This is a genomic window from Aeromonas sp. R2-4, from assembly GCF_040908365.1.
GTDB lineage: Bacteria > Pseudomonadota > Gammaproteobacteria > Enterobacterales > Aeromonadaceae > Aeromonas > Aeromonas veronii.
Window position 1 is genome coordinate 39,026 of record NZ_JBFODO010000013.1, and the last position, 16,773, is coordinate 55,798.

Annotated in this window: 15 protein-coding genes; 5 read left to right on the forward strand and 10 right to left on the reverse strand. The window is 56.1% G+C overall.

The features are described from left to right. Positions 1 to 56: 56 nt before the first annotated feature. The 4 genes from frr to rpsB all read right to left on the reverse strand — a co-directional run bounded on the left by frr (position 57) and on the right by rpsB (position 3,236). Positions 57 to 614: a ribosome recycling factor gene (gene frr, locus AB5Z05_RS05495; RefSeq protein ID WP_005338576.1), complete on the reverse strand. Its 558-nt coding sequence runs from the start codon at positions 612 to 614 to the stop codon at positions 57 to 59. Positions 615 to 715: 101 nt separating this feature from the next. Next, the gene (gene pyrH / locus AB5Z05_RS05500) at positions 716 to 1,450 is read right to left on the reverse strand and encodes a UMP kinase (RefSeq protein WP_005338577.1); all 735 of its coding nucleotides are present in this window, start codon (positions 1,448 to 1,450) and stop codon (positions 716 to 718) included. 71 nt (positions 1,451 to 1,521) lie between these two features. Continuing rightward, a complete protein-coding gene (gene tsf, locus AB5Z05_RS05505) occupies positions 1,522 to 2,403 on the reverse strand; it encodes a translation elongation factor Ts (protein ID WP_005338578.1) in 882 nt (293 codons plus the stop codon). Positions 2,404 to 2,507: 104 nt separating this feature from the next. Then, positions 2,508 to 3,236 carry a 30S ribosomal protein S2 gene (rpsB, locus tag AB5Z05_RS05510; RefSeq protein WP_005303470.1) on the reverse strand — a complete coding sequence of 243 codons (729 nt, stop codon included), beginning with the start codon at positions 3,234 to 3,236 and terminating at the stop codon, positions 2,508 to 2,510. Between the two features lie 371 nt (positions 3,237 to 3,607). Here rpsB and map point away from each other — a divergent pair, with 371 nt between their 5' ends. The 4 genes from map (at position 3,608) to AB5Z05_RS05530 (ending at position 8,644) form a co-directional block, all read left to right on the forward strand. Next, complete coding sequence (gene map / locus AB5Z05_RS05515) at positions 3,608 to 4,396, forward strand: type I methionyl aminopeptidase (protein ID WP_005338579.1); 789 nt, start codon at positions 3,608 to 3,610, stop codon at positions 4,394 to 4,396. An 85-nt stretch (positions 4,397 to 4,481) separates the two neighbouring features. Continuing rightward, positions 4,482 to 7,130 (forward strand): bifunctional uridylyltransferase/uridylyl-removing protein GlnD, encoded by a 2,649-nt coding sequence (gene glnD / locus AB5Z05_RS05520; RefSeq protein ID WP_019445217.1) that lies wholly within the window; start codon positions 4,482 to 4,484, stop codon positions 7,128 to 7,130. A 175-nt stretch (positions 7,131 to 7,305) separates the two neighbouring features. Further along, positions 7,306 to 8,133 (forward strand): 2,3,4,5-tetrahydropyridine-2,6-dicarboxylate N-succinyltransferase, encoded by an 828-nt coding sequence (gene dapD, locus AB5Z05_RS05525; RefSeq protein ID WP_042081110.1) that lies wholly within the window; start codon positions 7,306 to 7,308, stop codon positions 8,131 to 8,133. A 127-nt stretch (positions 8,134 to 8,260) separates the two neighbouring features. Next, positions 8,261 to 8,644 (forward strand): DUF3461 family protein, encoded by a 384-nt coding sequence (locus AB5Z05_RS05530; RefSeq protein ID WP_005338583.1) that lies wholly within the window; start codon positions 8,261 to 8,263, stop codon positions 8,642 to 8,644. Between the two features lie 276 nt (positions 8,645 to 8,920). Here AB5Z05_RS05530 and ptsG read toward each other — a convergent pair whose 3' ends face one another. The 6 genes from ptsG to AB5Z05_RS05560 all read right to left on the reverse strand — a co-directional run bounded on the left by ptsG (position 8,921) and on the right by AB5Z05_RS05560 (position 15,367). Beyond that, complete coding sequence (gene ptsG, locus AB5Z05_RS05535; protein ID WP_005338586.1) at positions 8,921 to 10,351, reverse strand: PTS glucose transporter subunit IIBC; 1,431 nt, start codon at positions 10,349 to 10,351, stop codon at positions 8,921 to 8,923. A gap of 424 nt (positions 10,352 to 10,775) precedes the next feature. Continuing rightward, complete coding sequence (locus AB5Z05_RS05540; RefSeq protein WP_368150426.1) at positions 10,776 to 11,747, reverse strand: MalM family protein; 972 nt, start codon at positions 11,745 to 11,747, stop codon at positions 10,776 to 10,778. 91 nt (positions 11,748 to 11,838) lie between these two features. Continuing rightward, entirely contained in the window at positions 11,839 to 13,200 is a 1,362-nt protein-coding gene (locus AB5Z05_RS05545) for a maltoporin (protein WP_108612675.1), read from the reverse strand. A 530-nt stretch (positions 13,201 to 13,730) separates the two neighbouring features. Then, positions 13,731 to 14,171, reverse strand: coding sequence for a flavodoxin (locus AB5Z05_RS05550; RefSeq protein WP_128815494.1), 441 nt, complete (start codon positions 14,169 to 14,171; stop codon positions 13,731 to 13,733). 90 nt (positions 14,172 to 14,261) lie between these two features. After that, complete coding sequence (truC, locus tag AB5Z05_RS05555) at positions 14,262 to 15,035, reverse strand: tRNA pseudouridine(65) synthase TruC (protein WP_368150428.1); 774 nt, start codon at positions 15,033 to 15,035, stop codon at positions 14,262 to 14,264. Then, positions 15,032 to 15,367, reverse strand: coding sequence for a YqcC family protein (locus tag AB5Z05_RS05560; protein ID WP_005338596.1), 336 nt, complete (start codon positions 15,365 to 15,367; stop codon positions 15,032 to 15,034). The genes truC and AB5Z05_RS05560 overlap by 4 nt, the downstream gene beginning before the upstream one ends. Before the next feature lie 276 nt (positions 15,368 to 15,643). Here AB5Z05_RS05560 and AB5Z05_RS05565 point away from each other — a divergent pair, with 276 nt between their 5' ends. Then, positions 15,644 to 16,684: a DUF3549 family protein gene (locus AB5Z05_RS05565; protein WP_368150430.1), complete on the forward strand. Its 1,041-nt coding sequence runs from the start codon at positions 15,644 to 15,646 to the stop codon at positions 16,682 to 16,684. Positions 16,685 to 16,773 lie beyond the last annotated feature (89 nt).

Sequence of the window (16,773 nt, forward strand, 5' to 3'; positions counted from 1 at the left end):
GACAAAAGCGCCGTGCAGGGGCACTACACGGCGCTCGTAATATACCTTTCAGACGGTTAGATTTCCATTAGCTCCTTCTCCTTTACGGCAAGGGCCTCATCGACCAGCTTGATGTAGGAGTCGGTCAGTTTCTGGATCTCTTCCTGGGCGCGACGGTCGTCGTCTTCGGAGATCTCTTTGTCCTTCAGCAGCGCTTTCAGGTCGGCGTTGGCGTCACGACGGATGTTGCGCACGGCAACACGAGCGTTTTCCGCTTCGGCACGAACGATCTTGGTCAGATCACGACGGCGCTCTTCGGTCAGCGGCGGCAGCGGCACGCGCAGGGTCTGGCCATTGCTGGACGGGTTCAGGCCCAGATCGGAGGTCAGGATCGCCTTCTCTACCGCCTGGATCATGGAGCGGTCAAAAATGGAGATGGAGAGGGTGCGAGCATCTTCTGCCACGACGTTGGCCAACTGTTTCAGCGGAGTGGCAGCACCGTAATACTCAACCTGGATGCCGTCGAGCAGGCTCGGATGAGCGCGGCCGGTACGGATCTTGGACATTTGAGTCTTGAGCGCTTCTACGCTCTTGCCCATACGGTCCTTGGCGTCGTTTTTAATCTCGTTGATCACAGTGGTTTTCCTTTTGGCGAACGAGCCGCTACACGGCCCGTGTCTATCTTATTTACTGACGTGATGGATAGGATAAGAGCGCCAGGTGGCTCACTTTTATCTTATTTACCAACGTGGTGGATCAGAGTGCCTTCCGGTTCACCCATGACAACCCGGCGCAGGGCACCCGGTTTGTTCATGTTGAACACGCGGATCGGCAGATCATGGTCACGTGCCAGGGTAAAGGCAGCAAGATCCATCACCTTGAGCTCTTTTTCAAGAACTTCATCATAACTCAGTTCATGATACAGTACGGCATCCGGATTCTTGACCGGATCTTCGTTGTATACACCATCAACCTTGGTGGCTTTGAGCACCACGTCAGCTTCGATCTCGATCCCGCGCAGGCAAGCCGCAGAATCGGTAGTGAAGAAGGGGTTGCCGGTACCGGCAGAGAAGATAACGACTTTGCCAGCACGCAGCTGGCTGATTGCCTCGGCCCAGCTGTAGGAGTCGCAGACGCCTTGCAGAGAGATGGCAGACATCAGACGGGCATTCACATAAGCACGATGCAGGGCATCACGCATGGCCAGACCGTTCATCACGGTTGCCAGCATACCCATGTGGTCGCCCACCACGCGGTTCATGCCCGCTTTGGCAAGACCGGCACCACGGAACAGGTTGCCGCCACCGATGACCAGACCGACCTGAACACCCAACTCAACCAGTTCTTTGATCTCTTGGGCCATCCGCTCCAGCACCGCCGGATCAATGCCGAAACCCTCGGATCCTTGCAGGGCTTCACCACTCAACTTCAGAAGAACACGTCTGTATGCAGGTTTGGGATTGGTACTCATGTCACTGATTCCTGGTCATATAAAGACCGCGACATAAGTCGCGGTCTGGGGAAACGGAAAAACCGGTTCGATTAGGCCTTTTGAGCGGCCGCGATTTGGGCTGCAACTTCAGCAGCGAAATCGGTCTCTTGCTTCTCGATGCCTTCGCCCACTTCGAAACGGGTGAAGGAGACAACGTCAGCGCCTTCTTTCTTCAGCAGTTCGGCAACGGTCATGGAAGGATCTTTCACGAACGGTTGACCAGTCAGGGAAACCTCACCGGTGAACTTCTTCATGCGGCCTTCAACCATCTTCTCGGCGATCTCTTTCGGCTTGCCGGAGTTGATGGCGATGTCGATCTGGATTTCGCGCTCTTTGGCAACGACTTCAGCAGACACGTCTTCAGGCTTGACGAATTGCGGGCTGTTGGCAGCAACGTGCATGGCCAGATCTTTGGCCAGCTCGGCAGAACCACCGGTCAGCTTGGTGATAACACCAATGCGGGAACCGTGAACGTAGGTACCCAGGTTGTCACCTTCAACCAGCATCACGCGACGCAGGTTCATGTTCTCACCGATCTTGGCGATCAGGTTGGTGATGGTCAGCTCGACGGATTCGCCGTTACCGAAGTCAGCGGCTTTCAGCGCGTCAACGTCAGCAATTTTCTGGGTCGCAGCGATGTCAGCGATCTTCTGGCCCATTGCCATGAAGCTGGCATCTTTGGCGACGAAGTCGGTTTCGCTGTTCAGCTCGATCATGACGGCAACGTTGCCTTCGGTGCGAGCAAAGATAACGCCTTCAGCGGCGATACGGCCAGCTTTCTTGGCGGCTTTGGCCTGACCGGATTTGCGCATGTTCTCAATTGCCAGCTCGATATCACCAGCAGCTTCTTCCAGTGCTTTTTTGCAATCCATCATGCCAGCGGCAGTGCGCTCGCGCAGTTCTTTTACCAGGGCGGCAGTAACGTTAGCCATGTCCAGTATCCTCGGTCTTGAATTGACAAGAAACAGGGGCCACAAGGGCCCCTGCTAACCAATTACATCAGCTTGGTTAATAAGGGCTTTACAGTCCTTATCAATTACTCAGCTTCAACGAAGCCATCTTGTTCGGCTTGAACAACGATGTCCTGAGCGCGAGCTTCCAGTACGGTGTCAGCAGCAGCATTCAGGTACAGCTGTACGGCACGGATAGCGTCGTCGTTACCCGGGATGACATAGTCAACGCCGTCCGGGTTGGAGTTGGTATCAACGATGGAAACTACCGGGATACCCAGGTTATTGGCTTCTTTGATAGCGATATGCTCGTGGTCGGCATCGACAACGAACAGAACGTCAGGCAGGCCGCCCATGTTCTTGATACCACCCAGGCTCTTCTCCAGCTTTTCCATTTCGCGAGTACGCATCAGCGCCTCTTTCTTGGTCAGCTTGTCGAAGGTACCGTCTTGGCTCTGGGTTTCCAGATCTTTCAGGCGCTTGATAGACTGACGAACGGTTTTCCAGTTGGTCAGCATACCGCCCAGCCAGCGGTGGTTTACATAGAACTGGTCGCAACGCTCAGCGGCTTCTTTTACGGCTTCAGACGCGGCACGCTTGGTACCAACGAACAGTACCTTGCCTTTCTTGGCAGCTACGGAGCTGATGAAGTTCATGGCATCGTCAAACATCGGAACGGTTTTTTCCAGGTTGATGATGTGAACTTTGCTGCGGGCACCGAAGATGTAGGATTTCATTTTCGGGTTCCAGTAACGAGTCTGGTGACCGAAGTGAACGCCGGCTTGCAGCATGTCGCGCATAGAAACTTTAGCCATTTTATACCTCTGTATTGGGGTTAGGCCTCCACACATCCCATATAACCGACCCGTTAAGGCACCCCGGCATATGTGTCGATGTGTGTGTGTTGTTTAAGTAAGGGTGATGAAATCGGGAAGCAAGTTCCCCATTCCGGCGCGCTTTATACCATAACTTTGTTCAGGACACCACCGGCCGACACCCTAAACAGGTGTAAATATGGATCCCGCCAGAGGATGCTGCGACGCCGATTTGACGTTGTGATGACAATCACACTGGAAGTACGCGGGGGTTGCGGATAAAATTTTGCCCTGATTGCAAACGCATCTATTTTTCATTACCAGTCCTGTCTGCCCTCGCAGGCCCAGCGGCAGGCCGCAAGAGAGATCCCATGTCCATTAAAATCAAGACACCGGAAGAGATTGAAAAGATGCGCGTTGCCGGCCAATTGGCCGCCGATGTGCTGGTCATGATTGCGCCCCATGTCAAAGCTGGCGTCACCACTGACGAACTGAACACCCTCTGCCACGACTATATTGTCGACGTACAACAGGCGGTTCCAGCTCCGCTCAACTACCACGGCTTCCCCAAATCCATCTGCACCTCGGTGAACGATGTGATCTGCCACGGTATCCCGAATCACAAGAAGCTGCGCGATGGCGACATCATCAACCTGGATATCACCGTTATCAAGGATGGTTACCACGGCGATACCTCGGCCATGTTCATCGTGGGTGAAACCACCCCGCTGCGCCGCCAGCTCTGCAAAGTTGCGCAAGAGAGCCTCTACGCCGCCATCAAGAAGGTGCGTCCGGGGGCCTGCATCACCGAGATTGGCGCAGTGATCCAGCCCATCGTCGAGAAGGCCGGTTTCTCCGTGGTGCGTGACTACTGCGGTCACGGTATCGGTGCCGAGTTCCACGAAGAGCCGCAGATCCTCCACTATCGCAACAGCGGCAAGCTGGAGCTGAAAGCAGGCATGTGCTTCACCATCGAGCCCATGGTCAACAGCAAGAAGTATCACTGCAAGGTCAATCCGAAGGATGGCTGGACCGTGACCACCAAGGATGGCGGCGACTCCGCCCAGTGGGAGCACACCCTGCTGGTGACCGAGGATGGCTGCGAGGTGCTCACCCTGCGCCCCGATGACACTATCGACCGCTTCATCAAACACAGCTAACATCGAACCCCGGCCCTGAACTTCCAAAGCGCCGGGGTTTTTACTTCTGTTTCAGCCATTTGCCTGCCACTGTGTGTGAGATGCCATGGACGCCAGCCTGCTTTCCCCCCATTTGTTACCCGATGATCAGCTCACTCGCGACAACTGCAAAGAGTACCTGAGCCGCTTTCTCGGCTGGCTGCACGCCCGTTTTGATGCCGGCGACAACATCATCGAGCTGGTCGCCACCCGCTCCGAGTACATGGATCAGTTGCTCTGCCGGTTGTGGCAGAAGTTCGGCTTCGACAAGAGCGACCTAACCCTGATCGCGGTAGGCGGTTATGGCCGTGGCGAGCTGCACCCCCACTCCGACATCGACCTGCTGATCCTCTATGATGGCGATGAACTGGACGAGGTGTTGGGACTGCGCATCGGCGAGTTCATCACCTTGCTGTGGGATCTCAAGCTTGAGGTGGGTCAGGCGGTGCGCAACGTGGCGGAGTGCCTCGAGCAGGGGCGCGCCGATATTACGGTAGCAACCAACCTCATCGAGGCCCGCTACATCACAGGTCGCCAGGAGGGCTTTCGGCAACTAAAAGAGGCCACCGGCCCCCAGCACTTCTGGCCGAGTGAAGCCTTCTTTCGCGCCAAGCGCCAGGAGCAGGCGGAGCGTCATCAGCAGTTTCTCGGCACCGCCTACAAGCTGGAGCCCGATCTCAAGAGCAATCCAGGCGGCCTGCGGGATATTCAAACCCTCGCCTGGGTCGCCCGCCGCCACTTCGGCGCCACTACCTTGTTCGAGATGACCAGCCACGGCTTCCTCAATCGGGCCGAGTACCGCGAGCTGCTCGACTGCCAGAATTTCCTCTGGAAAGTGCGTTTCGCCCTGCACATGGCGATCAACAAGGGAGATAACCGCCTGCTGTTCGATCGCCAGCGCACCGTAGCCCAGATGCTGGGATTCGAGGGGGAAGGCAACACTCCGGTCGAGCAGATGATGAAGCGCTTCTACCAGACTGTGCGGCGGGTCTCGGAGCTCAACGAGATGCTGCTGCAGCTGTTTGACGAGGCGATCCTCGGCAACACCGCCATGGATGTGCGCCGCCTCTCCGACGAGTTCCAGCTTCGTGGCCGCCTCATCGATGCGGTGGATGCGGAGCTGTTTAGCCGTGAACCGGCCGCTATCCTGCGCCTCTTCTATCAGATGGCCCAACACCCCGAGATTGCGGGTATCCACTCGGCAACCTTGCGCCAACTGCGCGAGGCGCGCCGCAAACTCAACTGCTGGTTGCAAGACTTGCCCGACTGCCGTCGCCTCTTTATGGCACTGCTGCGCCACCCCAACGGCATCGGCCTGCCGCTCACCCTGATGCACAAGTACGGCATTCTGGCGGCCTATCTGCCCCAGTGGAACCTCATCGTCGGCCAGATGCAGTTCGACATGTTCCACGCCTACACGGTGGATGAGCACACCCATCGGCTGCTCAAGAACATTCACCAGTTTCCCAATCCGGCCAGTCGCCAGAGCCACCCGCTCTGCCACGAGGTCTTCACCCGGCTGCGCAAACCGGAGCTGCTCAGCATCGCCGCCCTGTTCCACGACATCGCCAAGGGGCGGCGTGGCGATCACTCGGAGCTCGGCGCCGTCGATGCGCTGGAGTTCTGCCAGCTGCACGGTCTGGATCGCTACGAGAGCCGACTGGTCGCCTGGCTGGTGCGCCACCATCTGCTGATGTCGGTTACCGCCCAGCGCCGCGATATCTACGATCCCGACGTGGTCACCGACTTTGCCCAGAAGGTGCGCGACGAGCAGCATCTCGACCTGCTCTACTGCCTCACCGTGGCCGATATCTGCGCCACCAACGATACCCTGTGGAACGACTGGAAGGGCACCCTGCTGCGGGAGCTCTACTTCGCGACCCAGAAGGCGCTGCGCCAGGGGCTGGAGAACCCGCCCGACATGCGGCTGCGCATTCGCGAAAACCAGCGTCAGGCCAAGCAACTGCTTGCGCAACGGGATGTATCGGAAGAAGCGATCAACCAGCTCTGGGCCGATTTCAAGGCCGACTACTTCCTGCGTCACAGCCCGGAGCAGATCGCCTGGCACTGCCGCCACATCATCGAGCATGGCGACAATCCGGCACCGCTGGTGATCATCGGCAAACACCCGACCCGCGGCGGCAGCGAGGTGTTTATCTACTGCCGCGATACCCCGAATCTGTTTGCCACCGTCGCCTCGGCACTGGATCAGAAGAACCTCAACATCCACGATGCCCAGATCATGAACTCGCGCAGCAACTATGTACTCGATACCTTCGTGGTGCTGGAGCCGAGCGGCGAACCCATCAGCCCCAACCGCACCGCCACCATCAAGAAGGCGCTGGAGAAGGCGCTGCAGGAGCCGGGCAAGCTGGTGCTGCGCAACAAGCCGCTGTCACGGCGCCACCGTCAGTTCAGCGTGCCGACCCGGGTGGTCTTTCTGCCCCGCTCTTCGCCCACTAAAGGGGAGAGCCGTCACACCCTGATGGAGCTGACTGCCCTCGATACCCCCGGCCTGCTGGCGCGGATCGGTGCCGTTTTCCAGCAGTGCGGACTGTCGCTGCACGCCGCCAAAATTGCCACTTTCGGTGAGAGGGTCGAGGACTTTTTCAGCCTGACCAGCCTCGATGGCGAGCCACTGACGGCGGAGCAGCAAAAACAGCTGGAAGAGCGACTGGTACACCAACTCAACCCCCAGCAGTCGGTGCTGGATTAAGCGAAGAGTGATTCGAAAGAGGCTGGTTGTCGGGCGTTTTTTTGCCATGCCAAACAACTGGTTGGCACACACCGGATGAAGAAATGGCCGCTGGCTGGAAGAATTCCGGTCAACCCCTTAAAAACAGTCGGAAAAGTGTGATACAACAAACAGAATTTTTTAAAGGAAACCTGTCATGACCGAGTTGCAACAGATCATTGAAGCGGCCTTCGAGCGCCGCGACACCATTACTCCGGGCTCCGTGGATAGCACCACCAAGTCCGCCATCCTTCAAGCCATCGACCTGCTGGACTCTGGCAAGGCGCGGGTTGCCGAGAAGATCGCCGGTGAGTGGGTTGTCCATCAGTGGTTGAAGAAAGCGGTACTGCTCTACTTCCGCATCAACGACAACGGCATCATCAAGGGCGACGATGCCCAGTACTACGACAAGGTTCCCCTCAAGTTCTCCAACTACACTGCCGAACAGTTCAAGGAAGCGGGTGTGCGCGTGGTGCCGCCGGCAACAGCCCGCAAAGGCTCCTTTATCGCCCCCAATACCGTGCTGATGCCCTCCTATGTCAACATCGGCGCCTTCGTTGACGAAGGTACCATGGTCGATACCTGGGCCACTGTCGGCTCTTGCGCCCAGATCGGTAAGAACGTTCACCTCTCCGGCGGCGTCGGCATCGGCGGCGTACTGGAACCGCTGCAGGCCAACCCGACCATCATCGAAGACAACTGCTTTATCGGCGCCCGCTCCGAAGTGGTTGAAGGGGTCATCGTCGAGGAAGGTTCCGTCATCTCCATGGGCGTCTTCATCGGCCAGTCCACCCGCATCTATGACCGCGAAACCGGCGAAATCCACTACGGCCGCGTACCGGCTGGCTCCGTGGTCGTCTCCGGCTCCCTGCCCTCCAAATGCGGCAAGTACAGCCTCTACGCGGCGGTGATCGTCAAGAAGGTCGATGCCAAAACCCGCGCCAAAGTCGGCATCAACGCCCTGCTGCGCTCCATCGACGAGTAATCAGCATTGCTGTGATGAAAAGGGCGCCTGATGGCGCCCTTTTGATTTTGGCGCCCCTGTCACAGGCAAGCCATGAGGCATCGGTTAAGATGGATGGGACAGGATCGTTTCAAACCGAGGAAGCCTGATGTACGAGAATCTGAAGAGCCTGGGGATCCAGGATCCCGCCTCCGTCGACAGCTATACCCTGCGCCAGGAGGCCAACCACGACATCCTCAAGATCTACTTCAAGAAGCAGAAGGGCGAGTTCTTCGCCAAGAGTGTCAAATTCAAATACCCGCGCCAGCGCAAAACCATGCTGGTTGACTCAGGCACCCATGAGTACAAGGATGTCACCGAGATCAACGCCAACCTCAAGTATGTGGTGGACGAGCTGGACAACCTGACCCAGGGCGTCCATCAGCAAGCCGACCCGGACATCAAGCAGAAGATCCTGCGCGACCTGCGCCATCTGGAAAAAGTGGTACAGAACAAGATCAGCGAAATCGAACGGGATCTGGAGAAACTCTAATCCCCTCGACTCGACAAAAGAGCGCCCAGATGGCGCTCTTTTTATTGGCTGATTACTGGATGACTTTATCTGGCTATAAGGTTGATCTGGTGATGGTGTGCGATAAGGCGAGCGAGGCACAACGCCGACAGAAGGTATCCCGTTACACATCGCATCTTGGGCAACGAGACTCCTGCCGAGATCGATCTACAGCGACTCGCACGATCCATAACCAGAAATAGCAAGAGGGAGGCTTTCGCCTCCCTCTTCAAACACGCTGATATTCAGGCAACAGAATTAGTTGCTCTTCATCCAGATGTCCATGTCGGTTTTCAGGTTGTCGGACTTGGTACCGAAGATGGCTTGAACGCCGGAACCAGCCACTACCACACCGGCAGCACCCAGCTTCTTCAGACCAGCCTGGTCAACCTTGGCAACATCTTTCACGCCAACACGCAGACGGGTGATGCAGGCATCCAGAGAAGCGATGTTCTCTTTACCACCGAAGGCGGCAACCAGAGCAGCAGACATCTCGTCTTTGCCTTGGCCAACGGCCTCTTCAGCAGTCTCGTCTTCACGACCCGGGGTTTTCAGGTTCATGGCACGGATAACGAAGCTGAATACCACGTAGTAGATAGCCGCGTAAACCAGACCCAGACCAACCAGCAGCAGCATGTTGTCGGCACGCGGTGATTGCACCACGAAGTCGATGAAGCCGTTGGAGAAGGTGTGACCGTGTACGATACCCAGAGAGTTGGTCAGCACATAAGCCAGACCAGCCAGTACAGCGTGGATTGCGTACAGAACCGGAGCGATGAACAGGAAGGAGAATTCAATCGGCTCGGTGATACCGGTCAGGAAAGAGGTCAGGGCAGCAGAGGCCATGATACCAACGATCTTGGCGCGGTTTTCCGGCTTGGCAGCGTGAGCGATGGCGAACGCAGCAGCAGGCAGACCGAACATTTTGAACAGATAGCCACCAGCCAGCTGACCGAAGCCGTTACCGGCAGCGCGGGACGCGTCATCAGCAGTCAGGAAGCAGGTCATGATACCGTGAACAGTTTCACCGGCACCGTTAACGCAAGTACCAGCCTGATAGAAGAACGGTACGTTCCAGATGTGGTGCAGACCGAACGGGATCAGGGAGCGCTCAACCACGCCGTAGATACCGAACGCCAGTACCGGGTTCTGGTTGGCAGCCCAGTCAGAGAAGGCACCGATGGCGCCACCCACTGGCGGCCAAATCACGGACAGGATCACACCCAGACCGATGGAGAGGAAACCGGTGATGATGGGTACGGCACGTTTGCCCGCGAAGAAGCCCAGGTACTCTGGCAGCTGGATCTTGTAGAAACGGTTGAACGCCCAAGCAGCGATACCACCGGCCAGGATACCACCCAGCACGCCGGTTTCGATGGTTTCAACACCCATCACAGGTGCCATGACCTTCAGGGTTGCGACCATGATGCCGTAGCCAACGATGGCTGACAGACCGGATACACCGTCGTTATTGGTAAAGCCCAGAGCAACACCCACTGCGAACAGCAGGGCCATCTGGCCAAATACGGAACCACCGGCTTGCTCCATCAACTGGGAGACAATTTCCGGCATCCAGCTGAAGTGGGCAGCCCCCACCCCCAGCAGAATACCTGCGACTGGCAAGACTGATACTGGCAGCATCAGCGCCTTACCAACCTTTTGCAGATTAGAGAAAGCATTTTTGAACATTGTGTGCGCTCCTGAATGGATTGTCGTCCCTGAACGATCTATCTGGATGAAATAAGGACTGATTCATTCAGATATCTTCGAGTCGGGCTTGTTTATTTTGACCATCAGAATATAACCCAGCGGGTCATAAATTGCTGCTTTCGAAGGCGGGGGAATATTGAATTTGGAGGGAAGATCACAACTTGTTTAGCAGCTAAAAAACAACCACTAATATAGGTTAATAATCTGCATTATCACTCTATTACAAAAACATATAAATAGCAGTTTCACTTTGTATTTTAATAATACCATTTATATCAAATGGAAACTCATTGTAACTCAATGTAACGGCGTGACTTTTATTTATTACAGTCTACCGATTAAAAAGGCCTCCAACAAGGGAGGCCTCAATAAATATATCTGACCAGTAAATGGTCGTATTATTCTATTTTTGCGAGCGCTTGACCGCATCAATAAACACGCTTTTTGCCTTGGTTGAACCGGCCCGCTCGGCCTCGTTCACCAGCTTCATCGCCTTGTCGATATCCCCCGCCTTGACCGCTTTTTCGATCTGGCTCTGGTAGAAGGCTTCAGTTTCACTCAGCATGGCAGGAGCAGGTTTGGCTGCGACCGCAGCTGTTGCAGTTGTGGTAACGGCTGCGGTAGTCGCTATCGCTGCAACCTGCTGACCCTGGCTCATAGCCACCTTGTCGGCATATTCGGGTTTGAATACCGCTTCAAGACCACTCCCACGGGCCATATCTTTGACTTTGATCTGCACCAAACCCCACGGGGAGTGCGGGATCACCGGATCCTTGATATCAGGCTCAACGGTACCATTAGCGCGAGCAAATGCTTTTGATGGATGCAGGATTGTTGTGCTGCCTGAGAGCTTATCCGCGGGCGCATAAACGATCATGTATGTTTCGCTGGCCGGGTTGCCAGGCATGCTGCGGTCAACAAAAACACGTCCTTCGATACGGTCGTTATCGAGCAAGTGAGCAGGCTGATAGCTGAATACTGACTCACCCAGGACCCGAGTCACCTTGAACTCGGCATCCAGCATAATGACCTTGGGCACCATCACGGTTTTACTCACCTGTGATGCCAGGCTGATCGCCAGATTGCCGGTGTTGGTCGGCAAGCGATAAGCAGCAAAGTAACTCATCCCCTCATCAAACTGAAAAGTGGGTTGCTTGCCATCAATGGCCAGCAAGGTCTCACCTTCAGGCAAGGGGGCATAACTGAAATCTTTAAACGCCACACAGCAGCTTGAGGCTTTGGCCAACGCTTGCTTGGCTTGATCTGCATCGCTCAAGATCGAGCCATGTTCTTCAAGAGGAACAACCATGTTTCCGGCACAACCGGTTAATAGCGCAGTGATTACGGCTGCAATAGACATCTTTACCCGTTTCATTTTTCTTATCTCCATAATCCGGTGGCCGTGATCCGGCGAAACAAAACTGCCCCCATAAGGGGGCAGTCACTAACTTAACTTAAACTTTTGCTTACCACCAAGCTTCTGCTTGAACACCAAATTGGTAGGTGTCTTTGGAGGTATTGCCTTCGAAGACTTTCTTGTCTTCGTCGTTAGCCAGATAGGAGGCGAACACACGGATTTCCGGACGGGCCCAGAAGCTGGAACCGGCAGACCAGGCTTGTGCCAGGGTCAGCTTGTAGCCAGCATCTTTGTCTTCGCTACCATTGGTAGACTTGTTGTTGTCCTTGAAGTAGCCGCCTTCAAAGATGGTCTTGTTGAAGTCATCCCACTTGTACATCGGGCGGATAACAGCGGACATGGTTTCGTACTTGTCGTTGCCATCCCACATTTCGTTGCCTACACCGTAAACCAGCTGGTGACCCATCTCCCAGGAGTTGCCCATCGGAACAACGCCCCAGTTGATGATACGGAAACCATCGGCACCGTCTTTGGCTTCAGCACCGTACCAGGAACCATCGCCATAGAAAGCCATAGTCTTGGAGTAACCTTCGGTACCGTATTGCAGCACGGTTTTGTTGAAACCACCGAGGATGCCTGCGGTCAGTTCAGCAGTCAGCATGACGCCGTCTTTCGGGTCTTTTTTCAGTGCTTTCTGATCGTTGGTCTCATTGACCAGAGCGTAATCCACGCCCAGCTCCAGAGAAGCATCGGTCCACAGCGGGATGCCGGCATAACGCAGATCCAGAGTATTGACGTTCAGGTCTTCGTTCTTGGTGTAAGTAGGCTCTTCGATGTAATTACCGGTCGGATTACCATTGGCATCCAAAACGGGTTTCTTAGTTACACCTGTTTTGGTGTATTGGCCAAACACATCGGCAGCGCTGCGATCGTTGCGTACCCATGCGAAAGAAACTTTACCCGGACCAGCCTGGATGCCTTCGATACCAGCACCGGCACCGGAGATGTTCCAGTAGTAGAAGTCGGAGATGTGGATGTCATGGCGTTGATAGTAACGCTTACCAGCCCACAGGGTTGCTTCAGGAGCAAAGTTCAGCAAGCCTTTGGCTTGTACGTTGAACTGACGCAGAGCGAAGTCGGAATCACCATTGCACTGCTTGGCATCGAAGTTACAAACAGTACCGGTACCTTCCCAGTCGTTTGAACCGTTGGAAGCCATGGCAAACATGGAATCAACATAGAAAGTCTTGCCATCTTTGTTGAATACTTCCTGACCCAGTTGCACTTCACCGTAGGTATCATTTTCGTTACCAAGACGGCCAACTTTATTGACGTTGTATTTAACCATGTCGCCGTCGCCGGAAACACCGACGCCGGAACGGAAGTAACCGTGGAAATCTACGGCAAAGGCGGCTTGGGAAGCCAGGGCGGCAGTAACAGCTGCTGCAATCGGGAGCCACTTCATTTTCATTGTCATATTCCTTATTTCCCGCAGTGAGGAGTGTGATCCTGAATATTCAACTTCTTATCACCATGTAATCCTGTTGGTGATAACCGAGGTTGATTATAGGGAGCGTATTTCACGACAAATATGAAGCGACTCACAAAATGGCGACAAATCGCTCGGCAAACGATCTCCACAACAACAACAAGTAAAAAAGCCATCAGCCGCGCAATTAAAATCTGGAAAACAAGAAAAACACACAACAACAGCAACCCTGAAAGCGTTATCATTAATTAATTCGCGATAGAACTAAAGTCATTATTTTACGTTCGAATGACAAAAACATGACTGAGATCGCTTTCAAGATGGAACTTTTATTTGGATGACGGGTCTGCGGTGCGCGTGAAACCATTACGGCAATGGAATGCTAAAAGGGGAAAATACCCCTCCGCCATCAGGGGAAATATGCGTTGCAGAGTGAGATGGTTTTTGTGCAAATAACAATCCCCTGCTACTTAAGGCTCAGGGGATTGATATGGCTCTATTCAAGAGAATATTCAGGGCTGAATATCCCACTTTTTCAGCCAGCTGAGTGCCACCTGTTCGGGTTCATCGTGCACGGTGGCATCCAGCTCCAGCGGGGGAATCACTCGCGTGGCCCCCAACTCTTGCAGCAATCCGTCCAGCCGACGGCCCGCGCCACAAAAATGGTCATAGCTGCTGTCCCCCATGGCAATCAGGGCATAACGCAATCCCTTAAGCCAAGGTGCCTTGTCGGCCAGCTCGCTGGCAAAAGGCTGCAGATTGGGTGGAATGTCCCCCTGCCCGGTGGTGGCACTGACCAGCAATAAAAAACGGCCGGGGTCTATGTCCGCCAGCCGTGCTTCTTCGTGCAGGGTACAGTGATGCCCCTTGCGTTCCAGCTCATCTGCCAAGGTCTCGGCCACCAGCATGGCTGCGCCGTAGACAGTTCCTACCACGATATCGATCTGCGCCATTCTCCTCTCCCTGCTTGAGTCACTCTTTTGAGCAACTCTATCAGCAAGCTGGCGTCAGATGCCACCGGTTCAAGGCTGAGGATCAGGCGCTTAGTAGTCGCTCTCGCTGGCGGGCCAGCCCATCTCGGCAAACAGGCGCAGCACATCCTGACCGAGCGGAGCCTGGATCCGCATCGGCACCTTGAGCACAGGATGGGTAAAGCTCAGGGTGCGGGCCACCAGCAGCAGCCGTTCGCAGCCAAAGTGCTCGCGAAAGAAACGGTTGTGGCGGCCATCCCCGTGGGTGGTATCCCCGACGATGGGGTGGAACAGGTGATCCATATGGCGGCGCAGCTGATGCTTGCGGCCGGTCTTCGGGAACAATCTGACCAGGCTGTAACGACTGGTGGGGTGCTTCTTGGAGACTGCGTGGGGCAGCTCGACCTGATGCAGGCGACGGAAGGTGGTGACAGCATCCTGCGCCGGGCGATCCGGGTTGCTCATGGCATCGGCAATCTTGTCCAGCTGCTCCTTGAGGGGATAGTCGATCACCCCCTGCTCGGGCACCCAGCCCCGCACCAGTGCCAGGTACTCCTTGTGCACCTGACGTTGGGTAAAGGCTTCGGTCAGTGCGCGGGCAATCACCGGATCGAGCGCAAACAGCAGCACGCCAGAGGTGGGCCGATCGAGGCGATGCACCGGATAGACGTGGCGACCGCCGATCAGATCCCGGGTCATCTGCATGGCAAAGCGGGTCTCGCCCTTGTCGAGCCAGCTGCGATGCACCAGCAGACCGGAAGGCTTGTTGACCGCCACCAGCCACTCATCCTGATAGAGCAGGGTCAGCTTCAGGTCACTCTCTTCTCGGGTTTGATCTGGCATCATTGTTCGATCACTTTGCCGGAAAGCAGCAGATCGAAGCGGGCGATCAGGCGCAGCAGCGCTTCTGCTTCGGCCAGATCTTCTTTGTAGACTTCGCTGGCCATGGGATAAAGGGAGACGCTGGTGGGCAGCGGCGCCTGCAACATCACCAACTGCTCCATGCGCGGGATCAGCACGAACTGCAGCCACTGATCAAAGCTCAGGGTATCGACACAAAAAGGCAGGGTGCTTGCTAGGGCTTCGTCACCGGGATGGTCAGCTTGCCAGCGCTCAAGGCGCTGCAACTCGGCGGTGAGTTCCCCCAACAGGCCAGCTACCAGCAAATATTGATTCATCTCGCTCTCTTCCTCATAACCACAGATTGATCCGCTGACCCGACAGGGTCAGCCAGGATGCCGATACATTCGGTCGCGCAGCACCGGCGATTAAGCCTGCTCGTCGACATACACGGCAGCCAGCGCGGCCTGCCGACTTTAAAAAAGGGCGATACTATACACCTCCCCCCGCATGGCTGCCATGTTGATATCTGCCGCAACGCGCGTCTGCTGCCACTGGCTATCCTCGGCAAGGGCCTTATAATCGGCCCGCATCACCATTAGCCGGATCTCACCATGTCTGTGACGCCTACTGCCATCAATACCTTGACCGAATTTCTGACTCAGGCTGGCACCCAGTTCCAGCTGTTTGACATGGGCCGCCAGGTGCGGCCACTGGCAAGCGATACCTTTGTGCGCATCGAACAGCAGCAGGAGCCCTATCCCTGGCCGCTGCAACAGCACGCCTGGCTGGGTGTGCACTTCTTCCAGCCGAGCGAGTCTCGCCACTACCTCTGGTTCCTCAAGTTTGCCCTCGATGAGCGCGGCCTGCTGATGTCAAATGGCCCCAAGCTGTTCATGGATCAGGTGGTGGAGACCCTGGGCTACAAGCTCACCGGCGATCTGGACGAGGAAAAAGCCCAGCGCTTGGCCGACAACCCCTACACCTTCCGCCCGGCGGAGGCAAAAATGGCCAGTCTGCACGCCAAGCTGGCGCGCCAGCTGGAACAGGCCCCTTCCGCCTATTACGATGCCCTCTGCCACTATCTGGCCGCCCCCAACGACACCGGTTGGCAGACGCTGGGGCTGCAGGGCTTTGCCGATCTGGCCGAGCGGCTGCATGATGAACGCAATCTGGCGCTGATCTGCAAGGCGCTGCCCAAACTGCCGCAGGAACCGCTCTATGCCCTCTGCCAGAGCCTTGAAAACGCCCCGCTGCCGCCTGCAGTACAAGGGGCCCTGCTCGAGCGGATCGGCAAGGAGCAGGAGTGCGCCGCCCCCAACCCTGAGACCCTGGCCTACCTCTGCCGCGCCATGTCCTCCTGCCCCGGCAGCACTTTGCGCACCAACAAGCTGCTGACCCTGCTGCAAACCCAGCCGAGCCCTGCGCTGCTGCTCGCCATCGCCGGCCGGCTCTGGCCCGACCTGAAAGATGCCAATCTGCTCAGCCACTATCTGGAACAGCTGGCACTGCAACCGACCCAGTTCTTCAATCAGGTTTTTGCCGAGTTGGTCACTTTACCGGCCCTGCGCAATGGTATGCTGGCCAGACTGCGTGACCCCAACCGCAGCGATGCGCTGGGCAAGGCCATCGGCCGTCTGTTTGCCTCGGCCTGATCCCTCGCCTCCCCCTCACGCCACGAGGCAACACGGCGGGATATAGAAAAGGAGATCGGGAGTGCCGAGCAGGACTCCCGGTTATCGAC